Here is a 19698-nt window from a genome sequence, read left to right as displayed (position 1 = left end):
TTTCTTTTTCACCTAATTTTCTCTTTTCGCTTGTACAATTCAAACTGTAAATGACAAAGGAGGTGGAAAAATTGAAAAAGCGGACCGTTTTCTTCTTGTTAGGCGGGGTGATCGTTGTCGCCATATTGGCGCACATGGCCACCTATTTCATGCACATCGGTTGGAGCGGACGCATGCCAGAAGCACACATGATGGAAATGGGAAAACATCATCGAGCATTCGGTCACCATGGTCCACAAATGATGCGACCACACAGCATGCCGATGTTCGGATGGATGTCTTTCCTCATTCAACTCGCATTTCTGGTCATCGGATGGGTTATTTGGAAAGCGACGAAAGGTCCCGGTAAATGGATTGGCGGTGCGCTGATGGCGATTGGTCTCGTTGCGCTTTTACCAAAAGCGTTGCTTGCCGTTTTAGCGATCATTGCAGCGTACGTTTTACTGAGAGACAAAACGAAGCCGACACCTGAATTTGAACCATTTGTCTCACCAATTCAAAACCATAGCTTTTTAGATGAATGGGAAAAAACAATACAAAAGGAGGAAAAATAAATGGGCATTTTGAAACGCGTCAAGCATGTCGTCCTCGCTGATTTGCATCATATGATCGACAAATGTGAAGATCCAATTCGCATGACAAAGCAATACATTCGTGAACTAGAAGAGCAACTTGAAAAAGCACAACAAGCACTTGCACACCAATTTATGTTAGAACAAAAATATGAGCGTCTCATCGCAGATGCGAAAGAAATGATTGAAAAACGGGCTCGTCAAGCAAAACTAGCCGTTGAAAAAAATGAAGAGCCAATCGCAAAAATGGCTCTCCAAGAAAAAATCGCCTATGAAAAAAAAGTAGAACTATATACGCAACAATACAATACATTAAAAGAAAAAACAACTGCTTTAACAGAAAAAGTGAAACAATTGTACGAAACATATGAACAATTAAAAGTAAAACAAATGCAGCTCATGACGCGCTTTTATGTGGCGGAAGCGATGAAACAAATGGATGAAGCGATGACGTCTTTCCGTTATGACCATGTCGTAAAAGGCTTTGCACGCATGGAAGAAAAAGTGATGTTACTTGAAGCAGAAACAAAAGCACGATCTGTCATTCAAACGATGCCTTCTCAATCGTTTGACGCTGAAGTCGAACAACAGTTAAAACAACTAAAAGAGAAATAAAAATGAAGGGTGTCCGAAATCAAGGACACCCTCATCTTCTCTATGTCGTCCATTCATCATGAATGATGCCGACAAGTTTCCATTGACCGTTTTCTTGTTCAAAAACAAGACGCAAACTCCGCCAATCCATGCCACTATATTGTGGATCAAAGCCCGTAAAATGAAATTCAACGAAGGAGCTATTTACATATACTTGCTGAATGTTATTAATCATATTCCCTTCGCCGACAACAACATTGTTACCGATCATATGCGGATTAGCAAAATCAACATCATAGACGAAGCGGTCGAAATAGTCTTGAAACGTGAGCTGAATTGGATCACCTGAACCGTCATACACTCCCCATTGATATACTTGGGTTGAGGACCAAAGGGAAGGAAGTTGAGATGCTGAAAACTGTAAATCATGTTGGACATCAATATGACCATACGGACTGAAACGTACTCCAGCTGTGGAGTGGACGTAAGCTGCAAGCGTATTCATATCGTGGTTTTTTAGCGCATTCACGACATCTAAAGCAACAGATAAGAGAGAAGATGAATGGACTTGTTTTGCCTTGGTTTTTAATTGCTTATTTTCTTGTTGAAGCTGTTTATTTTTCTTTTGTAGTTGTTCAATGGTCGTTTGCTGTTTTGTAATTGCTTGTTCTAACTGTTTAACATTCGATTGGTCTTGTTGAACTGTACAGCCCGCAAGTAAAATGATAAACGCTACAATCAATCGTTTCACAATCTCACATCCTTTTTCTTTTAGTATATCACCTACAAACAAAAATAGATGCCATCATACAGGCATCTAACTCACTTTTTCTCGTTCTCTCTCTTGGAGAAATGCGATAAAACAATCGACCATTTGGGCATCCCATTGCGTGCCTCGACCTTCTAACAAAATCGAAATCGCTTTTTCTACGTTCATCCCTTTTCGGTATGGACGATCAGATGTCATCGCATCAAACGCATCTGCCACCGCAATAATACGTCCAAATAGCGGAATGTTCTCCCCTTTTAAGCCATCTGGATACCCTTTTCCGTCTATTCGTTCATGGTGCGACCGGATGCCTGGAAGCAAATCTTGCACTTCTTCAATCGGCTGTACTTGTCGAATAATATTTTCACCGAGTACCGGATGCTTTTTAATCCATGCAAATTCGTCATCAGTCAACTTTCCGTCTTTCAATAAGATATGATCAGGGATACCGATTTTTCCGATATCATGCAAAATAGCAGAACGATATAAACGCGTAAGTTGCTCAACTGTCATCCCCAGCCTCTTACCAATTTCTACAGCATATACGGCAACGCGCTGCGAATGACCAGCTGTATATTCATCGCGCGCATCGAGCGCGGTTGTCATAACTGAAATAAAACTATTTAATAATTGCTTATTTTTCTCATCTCGTTCAACGATCGCATCGACCATATGGTTAAAGCCATTTGTGAGCTCGGAAAATTCATCAATATAAACATTATCGCACATCAATTCGTATTCTTTTTTTTGTACGCGACTCATGTATTGAAGCAAATCTTCAATGCTTCGTTCCACATCTTCAGACAAGACGCGGGCCGCAAATAAAGAGAACAAAATGGAAATGACTAATACGACAATCGTCCACGTCCAATAACCTGAAAAAGTGTTTTTCCCTTCAGCAAACCATTTCACTTCAGTCGCTAACACAAATAATAAAACCGGGAAAATACCGATAAATAACACACTTAACCCAATTTTTACTTTCATCGGCACATATACGACGTTTGTCGCTCGGATCGCTTCATGAAATCCGTGCATTCTTCCCATTTGCATCATGTCATGAATAAGCGGACGCATCGTGCGCAACGTTAAAAAAAACTCAATCATCGCATGAAGCATCGCAATAAGCAATGCACCAAATAAAGCATAAACAACATACATATACGGAATGTGCAGCACATCGATAAAAATAAGTGAAAGGGTCATCCCAACAGCTGGAATCGAAAGTCCTAAAAAATGTGGGAGCGCAATCCGCTTGACTGTAAGTAGCGGAAATCTTTTTGCTTGAACCAACGCCCAATAAAACTGTTCTTCTGTTACTTTCGTTTCAGAAAAAACGAGACGAATTGGGTAAATATCTTTTTGAAAGGCACGATATTCGATAAACAACATAATACAAAAAGAAAAAAACTGAATAAGCAACAACATGAGTAAGTCTACTTGCCGAATGTTTAGCGCCATTACCATTAACGTGCTACCAACGCCGACAACGGCTAAAATCGAACCAATCGTATAATTGATAAACAACTTTTTTAATGTTTCATCATATATACGCATACCCATCCCTCCTCCCTATTCTTTTTCATTATAACAAGAATGTGATAAATTACGAGACATACATTCCTTTACAATTCATTAATAAAAATTTCTAAAAAATCAAACATTGTATTTACAAAGTCTACAAAAATATTAAACAAGGTTAACATTGCCCTTCTATAATAGGCGTTGTTGATATACAAACCTAGGAGGGAAAAAAATGTCCGTGAAGAAAGTGCTCGCACATACGCTGATCGCATCAGCTGTCCTCGCTTCTCCGCTTATTCCCGCGACCGAATGGAAAGCAGAAGCAAAGGCTGTCCAAAAACAAACTATCCAAAAAACAAACTGGAGTGTAAACGGGACGGTAGTTTCTATTTCTGCGACGACCGTTTCTGGTGGGAACTGGATTGTAGCTGCTCCTGAAATCGCCAAATTACTCGGGGCTACATATTCCCACGACAAAAAAACAAAAATGTACAAGCTAACGAAAAAAGGAACGGTTGTTCAAGTAAAAGCAAATGACAAAGTTGCCGTCATTAATGGTAAAAAAGTAACGATGAACGTAGCACCTAAAACGGTAAACAACGTCTTATACGTTCCAGCTGTGACGATCGTTCAAGCGTTCGAAGGACAGTTACAAACAAATGCTAGCCCTATTCTTCTTTCGACAAACGGAAATGTACAAACAAAAAAAGTAACCGTTGCAGTTGATGGACAACCGACTCAGTTAAATGCTATAGCGATGGGACAAAAAACACTTTATTCTCTCTCTGATATCGCAAAAGCGTTCGGGGTCGCAATGAATGTCGATGGAAAAACAAAATCTATCACATTAAGCGGAAAAAGTAAAAAAGCTACTCTTCTTCTTCATCAACAAGGTTCATCCCTAGTCAAAGTAAATGGAAACTTCTACGCTGACTTGCACGGTGTCGTAACAAAATTAGGTGGCGAAATCGAGCATGGAAGTCCGTTATTTATCGCGACAAACGGATTTTTAAAAGGAACAAACTTTAATCCTCAATGGTTAAGCAACGAATACATGATCGTCACAAACGAAAACGATGAACCTGTGTCAAAAATTGTACATGTTCCATCTCGCAAAGTCATCGCAACAATCGCAAGTGGAGATCTTGCGTTATCACCAGATAAGAAGAAAGGTGCATATGTAGACGATAACGGTCAATTATTCATTGTCGACCTAGCAACAAAGAAAACGATGCCTGTCGGTACAGATGATGATATAAAAGTAGAACTGACATGGTCACCAGATGGTTCGCTCATTTACTTCTTTAAAGGAAGTAGTAGTGATATTATCGCTTCTATGAATGTTCAAACTGGTGCGATGACAGAAATCGTTAACGATAAAGTGAAATACAAATCTGACCTTCGTCTATCGGCTGACGGAAAAAAAATTATATACACAGCCGCAAAAGAAGCAAAGGCAAACTATACCGATGATTCGAAAACAGAAATTGATACAATCGATACAACGGGCACAGAACCACAATTATATGTTGTTGATTTAACAACAGCGGATAAAAAACCAACAGCTGTAACAACAGATACAAATAATAAAACATTCTCGTCCTTTGCTGGCGATACGATTGTTTATTTAAGTGCTAATCCAGACGATGAAAACACGCTTCCTGTATTAAAAGCCATTGTTGCTGGCACAGAACAAAACATGGCAACAAACATGAACATTACTTACGTTGCAACAAAAGGAAATATCGTATTTGTGTTAGTAGAAGAGAAAAACGGATCTTATTCTATTTATCGTGCTACAGCACCACAAACACAATGGACACGCATTTTTAATACAAAAACAACAATAACATCTATTTCTCCTTCTCCATTCAGTAATGACATCGCTGTAACTATTCCAACAGATGAAGGAGAAAAAATTGCTGTTATCATAAACAATCGATTAATTGATATCACAAAATAAATTTTGTAAGAGGTGAAAATCATGAATTTAAAATCATTTATTAAAAAGTTCTCTCTTATTGCATTATCTTCTAGTTTATTATTCGGCTCTTCGCTTACAGTAACAGAAAAAACAGAAGCTGCTCAACAAAAGGGGAAAATTGTCGTCGCTGGCTCATCGGCATTACTTCCACTAACCCAACAAGCAGCAAAAGAATTTAAAAAGGCAAATCCAAAAGTAGCAATCTCTGTATCCGGTACATCATCTATCGTTGGACCACAATCTGTTTCAAAAGGTTCAGCAACAATCGGTGCTTGTGACTGGGATGCAACGAAACCTGTACCTGGCTTTAGTGCATTTCAAGGTTTAAACGCCTACCCGATTGCGGTTATTCCATTTGCAACGATCGTTCATAAAGACAACCCTGTAACAAATTTAACAACGAAACAATTACAAGATATTTTCGCAGGAAAAATTAAAAACTGGAAAGAAGTTGGCGGAAAAGATGAACCAATTATTGTCGTCAACCGCGCACACGGTTCAGGGACGCGTGTAAACTATCAAATGAAAGCATTAAAAGGCTCTTCATTTATGACACAAGGTGAAAACTATAAAGAAGTATCTTCAAACGGAAACATGATTAAAGCGGTGGAAACTACACCAAATGCCATTGGATACACAGACCTTGCGTACATTAAAGGAAACATTAAAGCGGTAGCCTACAACGGTGTAGATGCAACAGTAACAAACGTCATGAACGGAAAATATCCAGTTTGGGGCTATGGCTACTTGCTAACAAAAGGTCCTGCTACTGGAGCAAATAAAGCATTTATCGACTTTATCCAAAGCAAAAAGTTCCAACAAGGTTCGTTGAAAAAATTAAAATTCATCCCAATTACAGCAATGAAAAAATAACATATTTGCAGCCTCCTTATGAGGAGGCTGTTCTTTATATGATAAACGAGGAGGAAACAATATGGCGTTACCTGCGGAACATGTTCGCATCCAACATGAGCAAACGAAAACAAAACAATGGCGCATCAAGTATATGAAAAATAACGCCTTTCGCTACGCTTGTTTAGTAAGTGCGCTCTCTTTAGGTGTTGCTCTTTTTTCGATCGTCATTTTTATTAGCCAAACGGGGTTTCTCGTATTTAAAGACGTCTCGTGGAAAGAGTTCTTTTTTTCCGCTACGTGGGAGCCGTTTGAAGAAAAATATGGGGCAGCTGTTTTTATTGCTGGGACGTTATATTTAACATTTTTAACGTTGATCATGTGCACGCCAATTGCTTTAGCTATTGCTATTTTTATTGCTGAAATGGCGCCAAATTGGCTAAAAAATATTATGCGTCCAATGTTAGATTTGCTAGTCGGCATTCCTTCCATTGTATATGGATTTTTAGGTTTAACAATCTTAATTCCATTCATTCGTGAGACAACGGGCACACTTGTTGGCGATGGTTTCTTCGCTGCTGCTCTCGTGTTAACGATGATGGTTTTACCGACTGTTGCTCGTATTAGCGATGACGCCATTTGCGCAGTGCCACAACATTTGCGCGAAGCAGGCTATGCACTTGGAAGCACAAAACTTCAAGTGATTACACGTATCGTTCTTCCTGCCGCTCGCCCAGGCATTTTAACGGCAATTATTTTAGGTATGACACGGGCAATCGGTGAAACGATGGCTGTTGTGATGGTCATTGGAAATACTGCACAGTTCGGTTGGGATCTACTCACGCCGACATCAGTGTTAACGAGCAACATCGTGATGCAAATTACAAACGTTCAATTTGATTCAACATGGAACTATGCATTATATATGATGGCGTTTTTATTGTTGTTTATTTCTCTTGTATTAATTATTATTATTCGTCAACTTCGTCCAAAGGGAGAGTAACATAATGAGAGAGTCATTGTTTCATAGTCATCGTAAAGCAATCGCAAGCGCCATTTACACAAATCGCTTGTTTCATATGTTCGTTGGCATGATTACAGTATCAACATTTATTTTAATTATCGGATTGCTATACACAATCTTAGTGAAAGGACTGCCGAAACTATCGCTTGATTTTTTATTCACATTACCGAACGAACTAGAAGCTGGTGGCGGTGTCGGACCATTTTTATTCAATTCTTTTTACGTTCTTATTTTATCTCTCATCCTTTCATTACCTATTGGCATTGGAGCCGGCATTTTTCTCGCAGAATATGCGCCGAACAATCGTTTTACAGAGTTTGTGCGCACGTCTGTTGAAAGTTTAGCATCTGTTCCTTCAATCGTTTTCGGTTTGTTTGGTTATGTATTGTTTGTCGAATATGTCGGTATTGGCTTGACGATCATTGGTGCTGCAGTTACGCTTGCTTTATTAAATTTACCCGTACTAGCCCGCGTCACAGAAGAAGCTATCCAAGCCGTGCCGCAAGACATTCGAGAAGCATCTCTCGCTCTTGGGGCGACAAAGTCGCAAACAATATTAAAAGTTGTCCTTCCTGCTGCGCTAAACGGAATTTTAACGGGTATTAGCCTCGTTGCATGTCGTGCATTTGGTGAATCTGCCATCATTATTTTAGCAGGAGGAACATCGACATCTGGCTTTATGTGGGATTTCAACTTGTTATCGCAAGGTGGTACACTTCCTGTTCACTTATGGTACGTACAATCCGAAGCACTCGTACCAGATGCAACAGAAATCGCTGAAAAATCTGCAGCTATTCTTGTTCTCATCGTATTAATCATTAGCTTTACTGTTCGCTTCCCACTTTGGATTCAAACACTAATTACAAAAATAAAAGCAACCCCTCGCAAAAGTTAAGCGAGGGGTTTTATGTTAATGCGCGGCATGTCCGGATGTTAATACCCAAATCGACCCTGCGACAATGACGATCGCGACAAACACCGCATAAGCCATATTAATGACGTTTGTTTTTCCGTCTTCTCCTTCTGTCACGTGCATAAACATAAATAGTTGCAATCCAGCTTGAATGATGGCCAGTGAACCGATAATCCACATAACAATTGTATACGATACGTTCATTTTCAACGCCACAAATACTGCAACGAATGTTAAAATGAGCGAAAATAAAAATCCAACAACGTGGCTAACGGGATATTTGCTTTTATGCTCCATTTACCCCACCATCCCTTTTAAATACACAAATGTGAAAATGAAAATCCAGACGACATCAAGGAAATGCCAGTATAAACTAATGATAAACATTTTTCTTGCAGTAACTGGCGTCAAACCGCGTTGAAGAAGCTGAATAATAAGCATCACTGCCCAAATGATCCCGAACGTCACGTGCGCACCGTGCGTACCAAGCAACACGAAAAAGCTTGATAAAAACGCGCTCGTTTGCATCGTTGCCCCTTCATGCACGTAATGAATAAACTCACGAATTTCCATAAACAAAAAGCCCGCCCCTAACAAAAGGGTAATGACAAACCAAACGAGCAGTTGCTTCATATTACGTTGTCGCATAAAAAAGACTGCCAAACCACATGTAAAGCTACTTGTCAACAACAACAACGTTTCAATGAGCACATCATTCAGCTTAAAGATGTCGCTTGGCGTTGGACCACCGGCATAGCGGTGACCTAACACGCCATAGACGGCAAACAACGTCGCAAATAGCACAATTTCTGCTCCAAGAAAAATCCAAAACCCTAAAATATTTAATCGGTTTTGCTCAGTTTGATATTCAAGTGGAAGCGAATGATTGACGTTAGCCGACATGGTTTTCCGTCCCCCCTTCTACATTTCTCCACGTCCGTTCGGTTTGTTTAATTTCATCGACGCTTACGTAATAGCCGTCATTGTAATCAAACGAACGGATAATAAGCCCAACGACAATTCCAATTGCCGCAACAGCTGCCGCGATATGTGCTTCAAAGACGAGGAAGAAACCCGTAATTCCAAACACAACCGCCATATAAAACGGCAATCCGGAGTTGCTTGGCATATGAATTTTCTTGATGTCGCTTTCTTTTAATGTGAGCGTTTCCCCACGTTTTTTCATATGCCAAAACGCATCTAATTGTTTCACTTCTGGCACGACCGCAAAGTTATAAAACTGTACTGGCGATGCCGTCATCCATTCAAGCGTACGTGCATCCCATGGATCGTGGGACACATTGCGCTTCGCATAACGGAAGCTCCAATAAATGTTATAACAAAATACCGCAAAACCGATCGCTAAAATAATCGAGCCGATCGCAGATACAAGGAAAAGTGGCGCAAAGCCGGATTCTGCTGAATACGTATAAGCGCGACGAACGGCTCCTTTTAAACCGAGGAAAAACATCGGCATAAACGTCACGTTAAATCCGATTGTAAATAGCCAAAAATGATATTTTCCAAGCTTTTCATTTAACATAAAGCCAAACATTTTTGGCCACCAATAATACAATCCTGCAAATACCGCAAACACAACACCTGGAATTAATACGTAATGGAAGTGAGCTACTAAAAATAACGTGTTATGGTATTGAAAGTCTGCTGCTGCCATCGCCAACATGACGCCGGTCACTCCACCAATGACAAAGTTTGGCACGAAGGCAAGCGCCCATAACATCGCTGTTGTAAATTGAATGCGTCCTTTTCGCATCGTAAACAGCCAGTTAAAAATTTTCACTCCGGTCGGAACCGCAATTAACATCGTTGTAATCGAGAAAAATGAGTTTACCGCAGGACCTGCATCCATCGTGTAAAAATGGTGCACCCATACGATCATACTTAAAAATGCAATACCAACAATAGAAATGACCATCGATGTATATCCGAACAACGTCTTCCGTGAAAACGTTGCAATGACTTCAGAGAAAATTCCAAACGCCGGCAAAATAACAATATATACTTCCGGATGGCCCCAAAGCCAGAACAAGTTTGCCCAAAGCATATCGCTTCCGCCTGAAGAAAGCGTAAAGAAATGTGTTCCGTACAAGCGATCAAACGTCATTAACGCTAACGCAACGGTGAAAATCGGAAATGCAGCAACGATGATAATGGACGTAATCAACGTCGTCCACGTAAACATCGGCATTTTCATTAATGTCATGCCTGGGGCACGCATTTTTAAAATTGTGACGATAAAGTTAATCCCCGTCATTAACGTACCGAGCCCTGCAATTTGCAACGCAATCGCATAGTAGTTGTTTCCGATTCCTGGACTAAACTCTTTTCCAGCTAGCGGGAAATACGATGTCCACCCTGCATCTGGTGAGCCACCAACAACGAACGAAATGTTAAATAACATCGCTCCGCTAAAAAATAACCAAAAACTAAGTGCGTTCAACTGCGGAAACGCGACATCGCGCGCTCCAATTTGCAAAGGGACAACAACGTTCATTAAACCGATCAAAAATGGCATCGCCATAAACAAAATCATAATCACGCCATGCGTTGTAAAAATTTCGTTGTAATGCTGCGCATCTAAAAAGCTCATTTCTGGTCGAGCCGTTTGCGCCTTCATTAACAAGCCGTCCATTCCACCGCGGAAAAACATCAGTACACCAGATAAAATGTACATAATCCCGATCTTTTTATGGTCGACGGTCGTTAGCCATTCGCGCCATAGCCAACCCCATTTTTTAAAGTACGTTAATCCAACAACAATCGCAACAACCGTTAGTACGATCGCAATTTGTGAACCGACAAGAAGCGGGTCTCCTCCGACAAATATTTCATTCCACTTAATGCCCATGATGTTCACCCCCACTATCACTCTCTAAAGCTTGCTGTTCTTCATTACAATTCGATGATGAGCTAGATTTATAATTATCTTCACGAGGAAAAATTTTCCCTTGATATCCATGACCGCGATACAGTTCAGGATTTGTGTACGTCTTCGAATGCGGATCTGCATGGTTTACCCATTGTAAATGTGTACCTATAAACGTTAACCTTCCTAAATGTGTCGGCAACAACAGTTCTTCATATTGTTCTTTCGTTAATTTTGGTGCCTTTTGTTTTACTTCTTGTACCCATTTTTCAAACTCTTTTGGCGTTTGCGCTAACACTTCAAACTGCATATGCGCATACCCACGTCCATTAAAGTTCGTATTTCTTCCTTCATACGATCCTGGACGATCCGCGACGACATACAATTCTGTTTCCATTTTGTTCATCGTATATTTTTGCCCAGCTAACGCCGGTACCCAAAACGACTGCATTGTCGATGCGGAAGTCATTTTAAATAATACAAGTCGGTTTGCTGGAATATTGACATAGTTTACTGTTTCAATATTTTGTTCAGGGTAGCTAAAAATCCATTTCCAATCTGCCGACGTGACATGAATGACAAGCGGCTCTTGATCTTCGTACCCTTTCGGTGGCTTTTCTAAATCGTATAACGTTCTAACTGTCGGAATCGTTAACGCAATAACGATTAAAATAGGAATAACTGTCCATACAATTTCAAGCACCGTACTTCCGTGTTCCTCAGGTGGCTCCTCTCCTTGTCGCTCAGGTCGATCGCGATATTTCCATACGATATAAGCGAACAACGCAAATACAACGACAACGACAAGAAGCATCCACCAAATCGACCAGTTAATCAGCTCTGTAATGCTTCGAGCAGCTGGTCCTTGTGGCTGGAAAACGACCATCTCACAGCCGCCAAGAAGCGGAAGCAATCCAGCTACCAATAAGGAAAACAAACGCTTCATCTTTCTTCACCTCAACAAAAATTGTAATTCATTGGGCACCTCGATCAACGAATGGAATTAATGAACTTTGTAGTATTAACACTATTGAAATGATTTTAACATGTATTGTAAAAATAATTGTGACGAAAAAAAGAAGGAAGAAACTGCATTGAGGGGGGCCAAAAAGAAAAATCGTTGACAAAAAGAAAAAAACTTTTCTCGACATCAAAAAATGAGCGAGAAAAGTGCTGTTTTTTGTATAATACATGGAAATAAAAAAAGAAATAGGATGTCCGTTTGAAAACTTGTCACATTTTCGTTAAATTTTTTTCGAAATTTGTTCAAAATTATTGTCCGAAAGCAAAAAGTACCCCGTTGGGAACATTTTTTCATTTCAATAACTTCCGCACCCATTTTAAAGCATTCGGAAAATTTGGATAACGCAAAGGAATATCGAATTTCGTTGTTTGTTTGAGCACACTTTTGTAGTGAGTAAATGCATCAAAGCTTGCTTTCCCATGGTATGTACCGATGCCGCTTTGTCCAACACCACCGAAAGGCAAATGAGGATTGGCAACGTGTACAACCGTATCATTTATACAACCACCGCCGAAACGAGCTTGCTGTAATACTTGTTGTTGCACATCGCGATCTTCTGAAAACAAATAAAGCGCAAGCGGCTTTTCGTAGTCGTTGATCATTTGAATCGCTTCATCAACCGTCCCAAACGTAAGAATCGGCAATATCGGCCCAAAAATTTCTTCTTGCATAATGTTATCGTCCCACGTCACATCGTCTAGCAACGTCGGCTCAATCCAACGTTGCTCAATGTCATACGTTCCACCATGTACAACGATACCATTTGTTAAAAAACGAACGAGCCGTTCAGCATGACGAACAGTAACAATACGACTATATGTATCTTTGTGACCATATAACTGCTCTATATACTGCTTCATTCGCTCAATCAACAAAGATTTAACAGAAGCATGGACGAACACATAATCTGGAGCAATGCACGTTTGCCCGGCGTTTAAAAATTTTCCCCATACGATTCGCTTGGCAGCTAAATCAATATGCGCGGAAGCATCGACGATCGCAGGACTTTTTCCGCCGAGTTCTAATGTGACAGGCGTCAAATGCTTTGCAGCAGCTGCCATGACGATTTTTCCGACCGATACACTTCCTGTGAAAAAAATATGATCAAAGCGCAAATCTAACAGCTGTTGGCTAACGTCTACCCCTCCTTCCACAACAGCAACATACTCCTCTGGAAACACTTCTGAAATGATTGTTTTCAGCAACGTCGACATTTCTGGCGTATATTCAGACGGTTTCACTACCGCACAATTTCCTGCCGCAATCGCCCCGATAAGTGGACTCATCGCAAGCTGAAACGGATAATTCCATGGCGAGATAATTAAAGTGACCCCATATGGCTCTGGATATATGTAACTTTTTGACCCAAAGTGCGTCAACGGCGTCGGCACACGTTGTGGCTTCATCCAATCGCTCAGTCGCTTCGTGATAAAGCGAATCTCTTCATAAACGATGCCGATTTCTGTTGTATACGCTTCAAACGATGATTTATGCAACTCTTTTTTTAACGTATCGGTAATTGTCTGTTCATATTTTTGTATCGCTTCTTTTAGTCGTGTTAATTGTTTTAAACGAAAATCAAGAGAAAGCGTTTCTCCTGTATGGAAATAGCGTTTTTGTTTCTTGAGCAACTCGTTCATTTATTTCACCCACCTCATTGTTCATCTACTATTTATTTTATTTGTTTAGGCATTGATTCTCTATCATAAAAACAGAAAAACGTTCGCTAGTCATCCGCTGTCGATTCGTGTAAAATGGAAACGAAAAGGAGGTGAAAGGAATGGTAGAACAGCTGCTATACGAAATTCTCCATGAAGTAAAAGCAACACGAGAAAAAGTCGAATCGCTGGAAAAACGAGTGGATGTGCTAGAAAAAGAAGTGTCTTCCTTACGCCAACAAGTTCAAGCACTTGACGAGAAAGTTCAAACGCTCGATGGGAAAGTTCAAGCACTTGACGGAAAAGTTCAGGCGCTCGATGAAAAAGTGCAGGCGCTTGATGAAAAAGTGCAGGCGCTTGATGAAAAAGTGCAGGCGCTTGATGAAAAAGTGCAGGCGCTTGATGAAAAAGTGCAACTACTCGACGAACGAACACTCGAAACGAAAGCGATTTGTGAAGCGGTTCGTCACGGTCAAGAGGTGCTCGCCGCAAAATACGATGCACTCGATGTCCACAACATGCAAGGAGCCATCACCCGCTTAACCAACATACTCGAAGAAAAAGTACTTCCTGCCCTCACCGACCACCAATCGAGCATCCAAGTATTAAACAATCGTGTATTTAAAGTCGAAAGCACTTTACAAAAGCTTGTACACCTATAAAAATAAAGCGGCATTGTCCGATGGCAATGCCGCTTTGTTTTTATCGTTTATTAATTTCTTCAAGCAATAGCTTATTGACAAGCGGCGGGTTGGCTTGTCCTTTTGTTGCTTTCATAATTTGACCGACTAAGAATCCGATCGCACGGTCTTTTCCGTTTTTAAAGTCTTCGATTGATTGTGGATTCGCATCGAGCACTTCTAACACAATGTTGCGCAACGTTGCTTCGTCAGAAATTTGCACAAGCCCTTGTTGTTTAACGATTTGCTCTGGATCGCCACCTTTTTCCACAAGCTCTTTAAAAATTTTCTTCGCAATTTTTGACGAAATCGTGCCGTTTTGAATAAGTTTAATCATGCCTGCAAGACTTTCTGGCGTTAACGCAATGTCATGTAATTCTTTTTGTTCTGCGTTTAAGTAGCCCGATACTTCGACCATCAGCCAGTTGGAAGCAAGTTTCGGATCTGCACCGTTCGCAACCGTTGCCTCAAAAAAGTCCGCCATTTCTTTTGTGAGCGTTAATACTTTTGCGTCATATGCTGGCAAGCCAAGCTCTTCGACATACCGTTTTTGGCGCGCATCCGGAAGCTCTGGAATAGACGCGCGAACGCGTTCTTTCCACTCATCATCAATATAAAGCATCACTAAATCTGGTTCTGGGAAGTAGCGATAGTCTTCCGAACCTTCTTTTGTGCGCATTAAAATCGTTGTTTTTGTCGCTTCATCAAAACGGCGTGTTTCTTGCTGGATGACGCCACCAGACAATAAAATTTTCTCTTGGCGCTTCGCTTCGTATTCTAATCCTTGGCGAACGAAGTTAAATGAGTTTAAGTTTTTCAATTCTGTTTTCGTTCCAAATTTGTCTGAGCCAATTGGACGAAGGGAAATGTTCGCATCACAACGAAGCGATCCTTCTTCCATTTTACAATCCGATACACCTGTATATTGAATGATCGACTTTAATTTTTCTAAATACGCATACGCCTCTTCTGGCGAGCGAATATCTGGCTCAGAGACAATTTCAATGAGCGGTGTCCCTTGACGGTTGAAATCGACTAACGAATAGCCGTCACCTGTATGTGTCAGTTTCCCTGCATCTTCTTCTAAATGAATGCGCGTAATGCCGATTTTTTTCTTTTTACCGCTTACTTCAATTTCAATCCAACCGTTTTGTCCAATTGGTTGATCGTACTGTGAAATTTGGTACGCTTTCGGGTTGTCCGGATAAAAATAGTTTTTTCGGTCAAATTTCGTTTCTGTGGCGATTTCGCAGTTTAACGCCATCGCCGCTTTCATCGCATATTCGACCGCTTGTTTATTTAACACCGGAAGAACGCCCGGGTACCCTAAATCAATGACGCTCGTTTGTGTGTTTGGGGGCGCTCCGAATGCGTTTGGACTGCTTGAGAAAATTTTCGATTTCGTTTTCAGCTCGACGTGCACTTCAAGTCCGATGACGATTTCAAAATTCATTACGTATTCCCCCCTTACAACGTTGGTTTTTGTTTATGATAGTCTGTTGCTTGTTCGAACGCATGAGCAACGCGGTAAATCGTGCTTTCATCGAAATGTTTGCCGATAATTTGAAGTCCTACAGGCAAGCCATTGACAAATCCGCACGGAATCGAAATACCTGGAACACCGGCAAGGTTCACTGGGATCGTTAAAATGTCGTTTGCGTACATCGTTAATGGGTCGCTCGTTTTTTCACCAATTTTAAACGCTGGCGTTGGCGTTGTTGGCCCGATAATGACGTCGTATTTCTCAAAGACGTTTTCAAAGTCTTGTTTAATGAGCGTCCGTACTTTTTGCGCTTTTTTGTAGTACGCATCATAGTAGCCTGAACTTAATGCAAACGTTCCAAGCATAATGCGGCGTTTCACTTCATTACCGAATCCTTCGCTACGCGTTTGCTTGTACATCTCCATTAAATTTTTCGCATTATCTGTCCGATAGCCGTAACGCACACCGTCAAAACGAGCAAGGTTTGCCGATGCTTCGGAAGACGCTAATAAGTAGTATGTTGCTAGCGCATATTTTGAATGAGGGAGTGATACTTCTTCCCACGTTGCACCGAGGCTTTCTAACACTTTTAGCGCTTGAAGAACAGATTGGCGAACTTCTTCTGATACACCTTCGCCTAAATATTCTTTCGGCACCGCAATTTTTAAACCTTGAATGTCACCTGTTAAGGCAGAAACGTAATCTGGTACATCGACATTTGCTGATGTCGAATCCATCGGATCTAAACCAGAAATGACTTGTAGTAAATATGCGTTATCTTCCACTGTGCGTGTAATTGGACCGATTTGGTCAAGCGAAGACGCAAACGCAACAAGCCCATAGCGCGAGACACGACCATACGTCGGTTTTAACCCAACAACCCCGCAAAACGCAGCTGGTTGGCGAATCGAACCACCTGTATCCGATCCGAGCGCAAACGGTACTTCACCTGCTGCCACTGCCGCTGCTGAACCGCCGCTAGAACCGCCTGGTACACGCTCTAAATCCCACGGATTGCGCGTGAGTTGAAAGCCCGAGTTCTCCGTCGACGACCCCATCGCAAACTCGTCCATATTTAATTTTCCGATCGTCACTGCGTCAGCTTCGTTTAAACGCTCTACAACCGTTGCATCGTAAATCGGGTCGAAGTTGTACAAAATTTTGCTGGCACACGTTGTGCGCAGCCCTTTTGTCACAATGTTATCTTTAATGCCGATTGGCATGCCAAAAAGCAAACCAAATTCCTTTTCCGTAGTTAATTTTTCATCTAACTGTTTTGCTTTCGCGCGCGCTTGTTCTTCGTTTAACGTTAAAAATGCTTGTACTTTTTCTTCTACGTCATGAATGCGTTTAAACGATTCATCCACTAAATCCGAAACAGAAATTTCTTTTTTATGTAATAAACTGTGTAACTCAGATATGCGATAGTCAAACAATGACATATTCTTCCCTCCTTACTCTAAAATCGCTGGGACACGAAATTGTCCATCTTGATGATCTGGTGCATTTTTGAATACGTCTTCTAGCGGAAGTCCAGCTGTCGGTACATCTTCTCGCATCACATTTTTCATATTTAATACGTGCGATGTTGGCGGAACGTTTTCTGTATCTAGCTCATTTAACTGCTCCGCAAACGTAATAATGGCGTCTAATTGTTTCGCAAACATTGTTGCTTCTTCCTCTGTAATCGCTAAACGTGCTAAATGCGCGACGTGTTTTACTTGTTCGATTGAAATTCGTGACATATGTTTCACCTCCGATATTGTCGACCTTCCACAATACTATGATGATACCAAACTTTCGCGCAGTGAAGCAACATTTGCCATTCATTTTACTTACAGAAAAAATCATTCATTGACGAAAAAACGATGAACGTTGTAGAATGAAAAAAATTTTTAAAAAAACAACTCGTATAATTTCGGAAATATGGTCCGAAAGTTTCTACCAAACGACCGTAAATCGTTTGACTACGGGGATTTCTCCTCGTATCGAGTTGGAGAGGAGGAACATCTATGAAACAACTTGCTGTAGCTTCAAAACAACAATTAGCCGATGTTGTCGTAAAAAACGGAAAAATTATCAACGTCTTTACACATGAAATTGTCCAAGCGGACGTTGCCATTGCCGATGGCAAAATTGTTGGTATCGGAGAGTATGACGGGCAAACCGTCATTGACGCAAAAGGAAAATACGTATGTCCTGGGCTCATTGACGGCCACGTTCATATCGAATCGTCGATGGTCACTCCAAGCGAGTTTGCTCGCGTCGTCGTTCCACACGGCGTCACTACCGTCATTACTGATCCGCACGAAATTGCGAATGTCGCTGGAACAAAAGGCATTGAATTTATGCTAAACGATTCCGACCACATTCCGCTTGATGTATATGTCATGTTGCCATCATGCGTGCCTGCCACCGCTTTTGAACATGCTGGTGCGACATTACAAGCGGAACATTTAGCACCGTTTTTTTCTCATCCGCGCGTGCTTGGACTTGCGGAAGTGATGGACTATCCGTCTCTGCTACAAGGAAAACAACAAATGCTCGCAAAACTTTCCGCAGCCCATGCCGCAGGCAAACTGATTGACGGGCATTTAGCTGGACTGGATGAAACAGCTGTGAACGTATACCGAAGCGCCAATGTCCATACTGACCATGAATGTGTCACAGTCCATGAGGCGCTCGCTCGCGTTCAACGCGGCATGTACGTTTTAATTCGCGAAGGGTCGGTTGCAAAGGATTTGCATAAACTGCTTCCAGCTGTCAATACGTATAACGCGCGCCGCTTTTTATTTTGCACAGATGATAAACATATTGATGAGCTTGTCACGGAAGGAAGTATCGATCATCATATTCGTCTAGCGATTCAAGCAGGCATGAATCCACTGACAGCTATTCAAATGGCGACATTAAATGCGGCAGAATGTTATCGCCTATATACGAAAGGCGCGATCGCTCCTGGGTATGATGCCGACTTTTTGTTTGTGGATGATTTACATTCATTTTCGATTACTCATGTCTTTAAAAATGGGGCAATCGTTGCTGAAAACGGACGTGCTACCTTTTCCGTAGCAAAAACAACTTCGGTTGACAAAACGATTATACAGTCCGTCCATGCAAAAAAATTAACAAAAGAAGATATACAAATTCCATTTACGCGTGGAAATTGTGCTAATGTCATCCGAATTATTCCAAATCATTTGCATACAAAACGTCTCATCACAGAAGTAAACCTCCAAAATGGTGTCTTTCAACCGTCAATCGAGCGGGATTTGCTGAAGCTTGTTGTTGTTGAGCGGCATCGTGGTCTCGGCGTCGGTGCTGGCATCGTCAACGGCTTTCAACTGAAAAAAGGAGCGATTGCTTCATCAATTGCCCATGACTCGCATAACATCATCGCTATCGGAACGAACGATGACGACATCATCACTGCAATTGAGCATATCCAACACATAAACGGTGGACTTGTCGTTGTCGAAAATAGACGCGTTTTAGCGGACTTGCCGCTTGAAATCGGTGGGCTCATGACAACAAAAAGTTATGAAGAAGTATTAGAGCGACTACAAATGACTCATGACGCTTTAACAACCATTGGAGCATCAGGCGAATTTAACCCATTTATTACACTCGCCTTTTTAGCATTGCCGGTCATTCCAGAGCTAAAATTAACAGACCAAGGTTTATTTGACGTTTCATCGTTTCAATTTATTGATGTAGAAGTATAGAGGGATTTT

18 protein-coding genes and 1 riboswitch are annotated in these 19698 nt (G+C 41.2%); of the genes, 8 read left to right on the top strand and 10 right to left on the bottom strand.

The features are described 5' to 3' along the window. Positions 1-62: 62 nt before the first annotated feature. A complete protein-coding gene (locus ASC42_RS10240; RefSeq protein WP_245191187.1) occupies positions 63-554 on the top strand; it encodes a hypothetical protein in 492 nt (163 codons plus the stop codon). Then, positions 555-1187, top strand: a complete 633-nt coding sequence (locus ASC42_RS10235; RefSeq protein WP_055441665.1) for a PspA/IM30 family protein — start codon at positions 555-557, stop codon at positions 1185-1187. Between the two features lie 40 nt (positions 1188-1227). Here ASC42_RS10235 and ASC42_RS10230 read toward each other — a convergent pair whose 3' ends face one another. Next, positions 1228-1917, bottom strand: coding sequence for a hypothetical protein (locus ASC42_RS10230; protein WP_245191186.1), 690 nt, complete (start codon positions 1915-1917; stop codon positions 1228-1230). 66 nt (positions 1918-1983) lie between these two features. Further along, complete coding sequence (locus tag ASC42_RS10225) at positions 1984-3492, bottom strand: HD domain-containing phosphohydrolase (protein WP_055441664.1); 1509 nt, start codon at positions 3490-3492, stop codon at positions 1984-1986. A 199-nt stretch (positions 3493-3691) separates the two neighbouring features. On the opposite strand from ASC42_RS10225, the gene ASC42_RS10220 reads away from it, so the two are divergent. From ASC42_RS10220 to pstA, 4 genes are all read left to right on the top strand, one after another. After that, complete coding sequence (locus ASC42_RS10220; protein ID WP_055441663.1) at positions 3692-5422, top strand: stalk domain-containing protein; 1731 nt, start codon at positions 3692-3694, stop codon at positions 5420-5422. A 21-nt stretch (positions 5423-5443) separates the two neighbouring features. Next, the gene (locus ASC42_RS10215; protein ID WP_055441662.1) at positions 5444-6316 is read left to right on the top strand and encodes a phosphate ABC transporter substrate-binding protein; all 873 of its coding nucleotides are present in this window, start codon (positions 5444-5446) and stop codon (positions 6314-6316) included. A gap of 61 nt (positions 6317-6377) precedes the next feature. Then, on the top strand, positions 6378-7298 hold the full coding sequence (pstC, locus tag ASC42_RS10210) for a phosphate ABC transporter permease subunit PstC (RefSeq protein ID WP_055441661.1): 921 nt from the start codon (positions 6378-6380) through the stop codon (positions 7296-7298). A gap of 76 nt (positions 7299-7374) precedes the next feature. Then, positions 7375-8214 carry a phosphate ABC transporter permease PstA gene (gene pstA / locus ASC42_RS10205; protein WP_425339074.1) on the top strand — a complete coding sequence of 280 codons (840 nt, stop codon included), beginning with the start codon at positions 7375-7377 and terminating at the stop codon, positions 8212-8214. A 15-nt stretch (positions 8215-8229) separates the two neighbouring features. Here the strand turns inward: pstA and qoxD are convergent, their stop codons facing one another. From qoxD to ASC42_RS10180, 5 genes are all read right to left on the bottom strand, one after another. Continuing rightward, the gene (qoxD, locus tag ASC42_RS10200; protein WP_032100979.1) at positions 8230-8529 is read right to left on the bottom strand and encodes a cytochrome aa3 quinol oxidase subunit IV; all 300 of its coding nucleotides are present in this window, start codon (positions 8527-8529) and stop codon (positions 8230-8232) included. Then, the gene (gene qoxC, locus ASC42_RS10195) at positions 8530-9135 is read right to left on the bottom strand and encodes a cytochrome aa3 quinol oxidase subunit III (RefSeq protein WP_032100978.1); all 606 of its coding nucleotides are present in this window, start codon (positions 9133-9135) and stop codon (positions 8530-8532) included. Beyond that, a complete protein-coding gene (gene qoxB / locus ASC42_RS10190) occupies positions 9125-11101 on the bottom strand; it encodes a cytochrome aa3 quinol oxidase subunit I (RefSeq protein WP_055441659.1) in 1977 nt (658 codons plus the stop codon). The genes qoxC and qoxB overlap by 11 nt, the downstream gene beginning before the upstream one ends. Further along, positions 11091-12065, bottom strand: a complete 975-nt coding sequence (gene qoxA, locus ASC42_RS10185; RefSeq protein ID WP_055441658.1) for a cytochrome aa3 quinol oxidase subunit II — start codon at positions 12063-12065, stop codon at positions 11091-11093. The genes qoxB and qoxA overlap by 11 nt, the downstream gene beginning before the upstream one ends. Before the next feature lie 368 nt (positions 12066-12433). Further along, positions 12434-13783 (bottom strand): aldehyde dehydrogenase, encoded by a 1350-nt coding sequence (locus tag ASC42_RS10180; RefSeq protein WP_055441657.1) that lies wholly within the window; start codon positions 13781-13783, stop codon positions 12434-12436. A 140-nt stretch (positions 13784-13923) separates the two neighbouring features. Between ASC42_RS10180 and ASC42_RS10175 the strand changes: the two genes are divergently transcribed. After that, complete coding sequence (locus tag ASC42_RS10175; RefSeq protein ID WP_055441656.1) at positions 13924-14463, top strand: hypothetical protein; 540 nt, start codon at positions 13924-13926, stop codon at positions 14461-14463. A 40-nt stretch (positions 14464-14503) separates the two neighbouring features. Here ASC42_RS10175 and gatB read toward each other — a convergent pair whose 3' ends face one another. The 3 genes from gatB to gatC are packed head-to-tail and all read right to left on the bottom strand — an operon-like array spanning position 14504 to position 17709. After that, positions 14504-15934: an Asp-tRNA(Asn)/Glu-tRNA(Gln) amidotransferase subunit GatB gene (gatB, locus tag ASC42_RS10170; RefSeq protein ID WP_055441655.1), complete on the bottom strand. Its 1431-nt coding sequence runs from the start codon at positions 15932-15934 to the stop codon at positions 14504-14506. 14 nt (positions 15935-15948) lie between these two features. Continuing rightward, positions 15949-17406, bottom strand: a complete 1458-nt coding sequence (gatA, locus tag ASC42_RS10165) for an Asp-tRNA(Asn)/Glu-tRNA(Gln) amidotransferase subunit GatA (RefSeq protein ID WP_055441654.1) — start codon at positions 17404-17406, stop codon at positions 15949-15951. 12 nt (positions 17407-17418) lie between these two features. Next, positions 17419-17709, bottom strand: a complete 291-nt coding sequence (gatC, locus tag ASC42_RS10160) for an Asp-tRNA(Asn)/Glu-tRNA(Gln) amidotransferase subunit GatC (protein ID WP_055441653.1) — start codon at positions 17707-17709, stop codon at positions 17419-17421. Positions 17710-17852: 143 nt separating this feature from the next. Beyond that, positions 17853-17954: riboswitch (purine riboswitch) on the top strand. Between the two features lie 22 nt (positions 17955-17976). On the opposite strand from gatC, the gene ade reads away from it, so the two are divergent. Beyond that, positions 17977-19689 carry an adenine deaminase gene (ade, locus tag ASC42_RS10155; protein WP_055441652.1) on the top strand — a complete coding sequence of 571 codons (1713 nt, stop codon included), beginning with the start codon at positions 17977-17979 and terminating at the stop codon, positions 19687-19689. The last annotated feature ends 9 nt before the right edge of the window (positions 19690-19698 follow it).

This window comes from Anoxybacillus suryakundensis (genome assembly GCF_001418025.1).
Classification (GTDB): Bacteria; Bacillota; Bacilli; order Bacillales; family Anoxybacillaceae; genus Anoxybacillus; species Anoxybacillus tengchongensis.
Note: the sequence above shows the minus strand (reverse complement) of the source record. Positions and strands in the feature narration are given on the sequence as shown.

Coding starts and splice junctions, on each gene's coding strand:
- qoxA (WP_055441658.1), bottom strand. CDS start 12,065: ATGAAGCGTTTGTTTTCCTTATTGGTAGCTGGATTGCTTCCGCTTCTT.
- ade (WP_055441652.1), top strand. CDS start 17,977: ATGAAACAACTTGCTGTAGCTTCAAAACAACAATTAGCCGATGTTGTC.
- gatA (WP_055441654.1), bottom strand. CDS start 17,406: ATGTCATTGTTTGACTATCGCATATCTGAGTTACACAGTTTATTACAT.
- ASC42_RS10225 (WP_055441664.1), bottom strand. CDS start 3,492: ATGCGTATATATGATGAAACATTAAAAAAGTTGTTTATCAATTATACG.
- ASC42_RS10175 (WP_055441656.1), top strand. CDS start 13,924: ATGGTAGAACAGCTGCTATACGAAATTCTCCATGAAGTAAAAGCAACA.
- ASC42_RS10220 (WP_055441663.1), top strand. CDS start 3,692: ATGTCCGTGAAGAAAGTGCTCGCACATACGCTGATCGCATCAGCTGTC.
- ASC42_RS10180 (WP_055441657.1), bottom strand. CDS start 13,783: ATGAACGAGTTGCTCAAGAAACAAAAACGCTATTTCCATACAGGAGAA.
- qoxC (WP_032100978.1), bottom strand. CDS start 9,135: ATGTCGGCTAACGTCAATCATTCGCTTCCACTTGAATATCAAACTGAG.
- pstC (WP_055441661.1), top strand. CDS start 6,378: ATGGCGTTACCTGCGGAACATGTTCGCATCCAACATGAGCAAACGAAA.
- pstA (WP_425339074.1), top strand. CDS start 7,375: ATGTTCGTTGGCATGATTACAGTATCAACATTTATTTTAATTATCGGA.
- qoxB (WP_055441659.1), bottom strand. CDS start 11,101: ATGGGCATTAAGTGGAATGAAATATTTGTCGGAGGAGACCCGCTTCTT.
- gatC (WP_055441653.1), bottom strand. CDS start 17,709: ATGTCACGAATTTCAATCGAACAAGTAAAACACGTCGCGCATTTAGCA.
- ASC42_RS10215 (WP_055441662.1), top strand. CDS start 5,444: ATGAATTTAAAATCATTTATTAAAAAGTTCTCTCTTATTGCATTATCT.
- ASC42_RS10235 (WP_055441665.1), top strand. CDS start 555: ATGGGCATTTTGAAACGCGTCAAGCATGTCGTCCTCGCTGATTTGCAT.
- gatB (WP_055441655.1), bottom strand. CDS start 15,934: ATGAATTTTGAAATCGTCATCGGACTTGAAGTGCACGTCGAGCTGAAA.
- qoxD (WP_032100979.1), bottom strand. CDS start 8,529: ATGGAGCATAAAAGCAAATATCCCGTTAGCCACGTTGTTGGATTTTTA.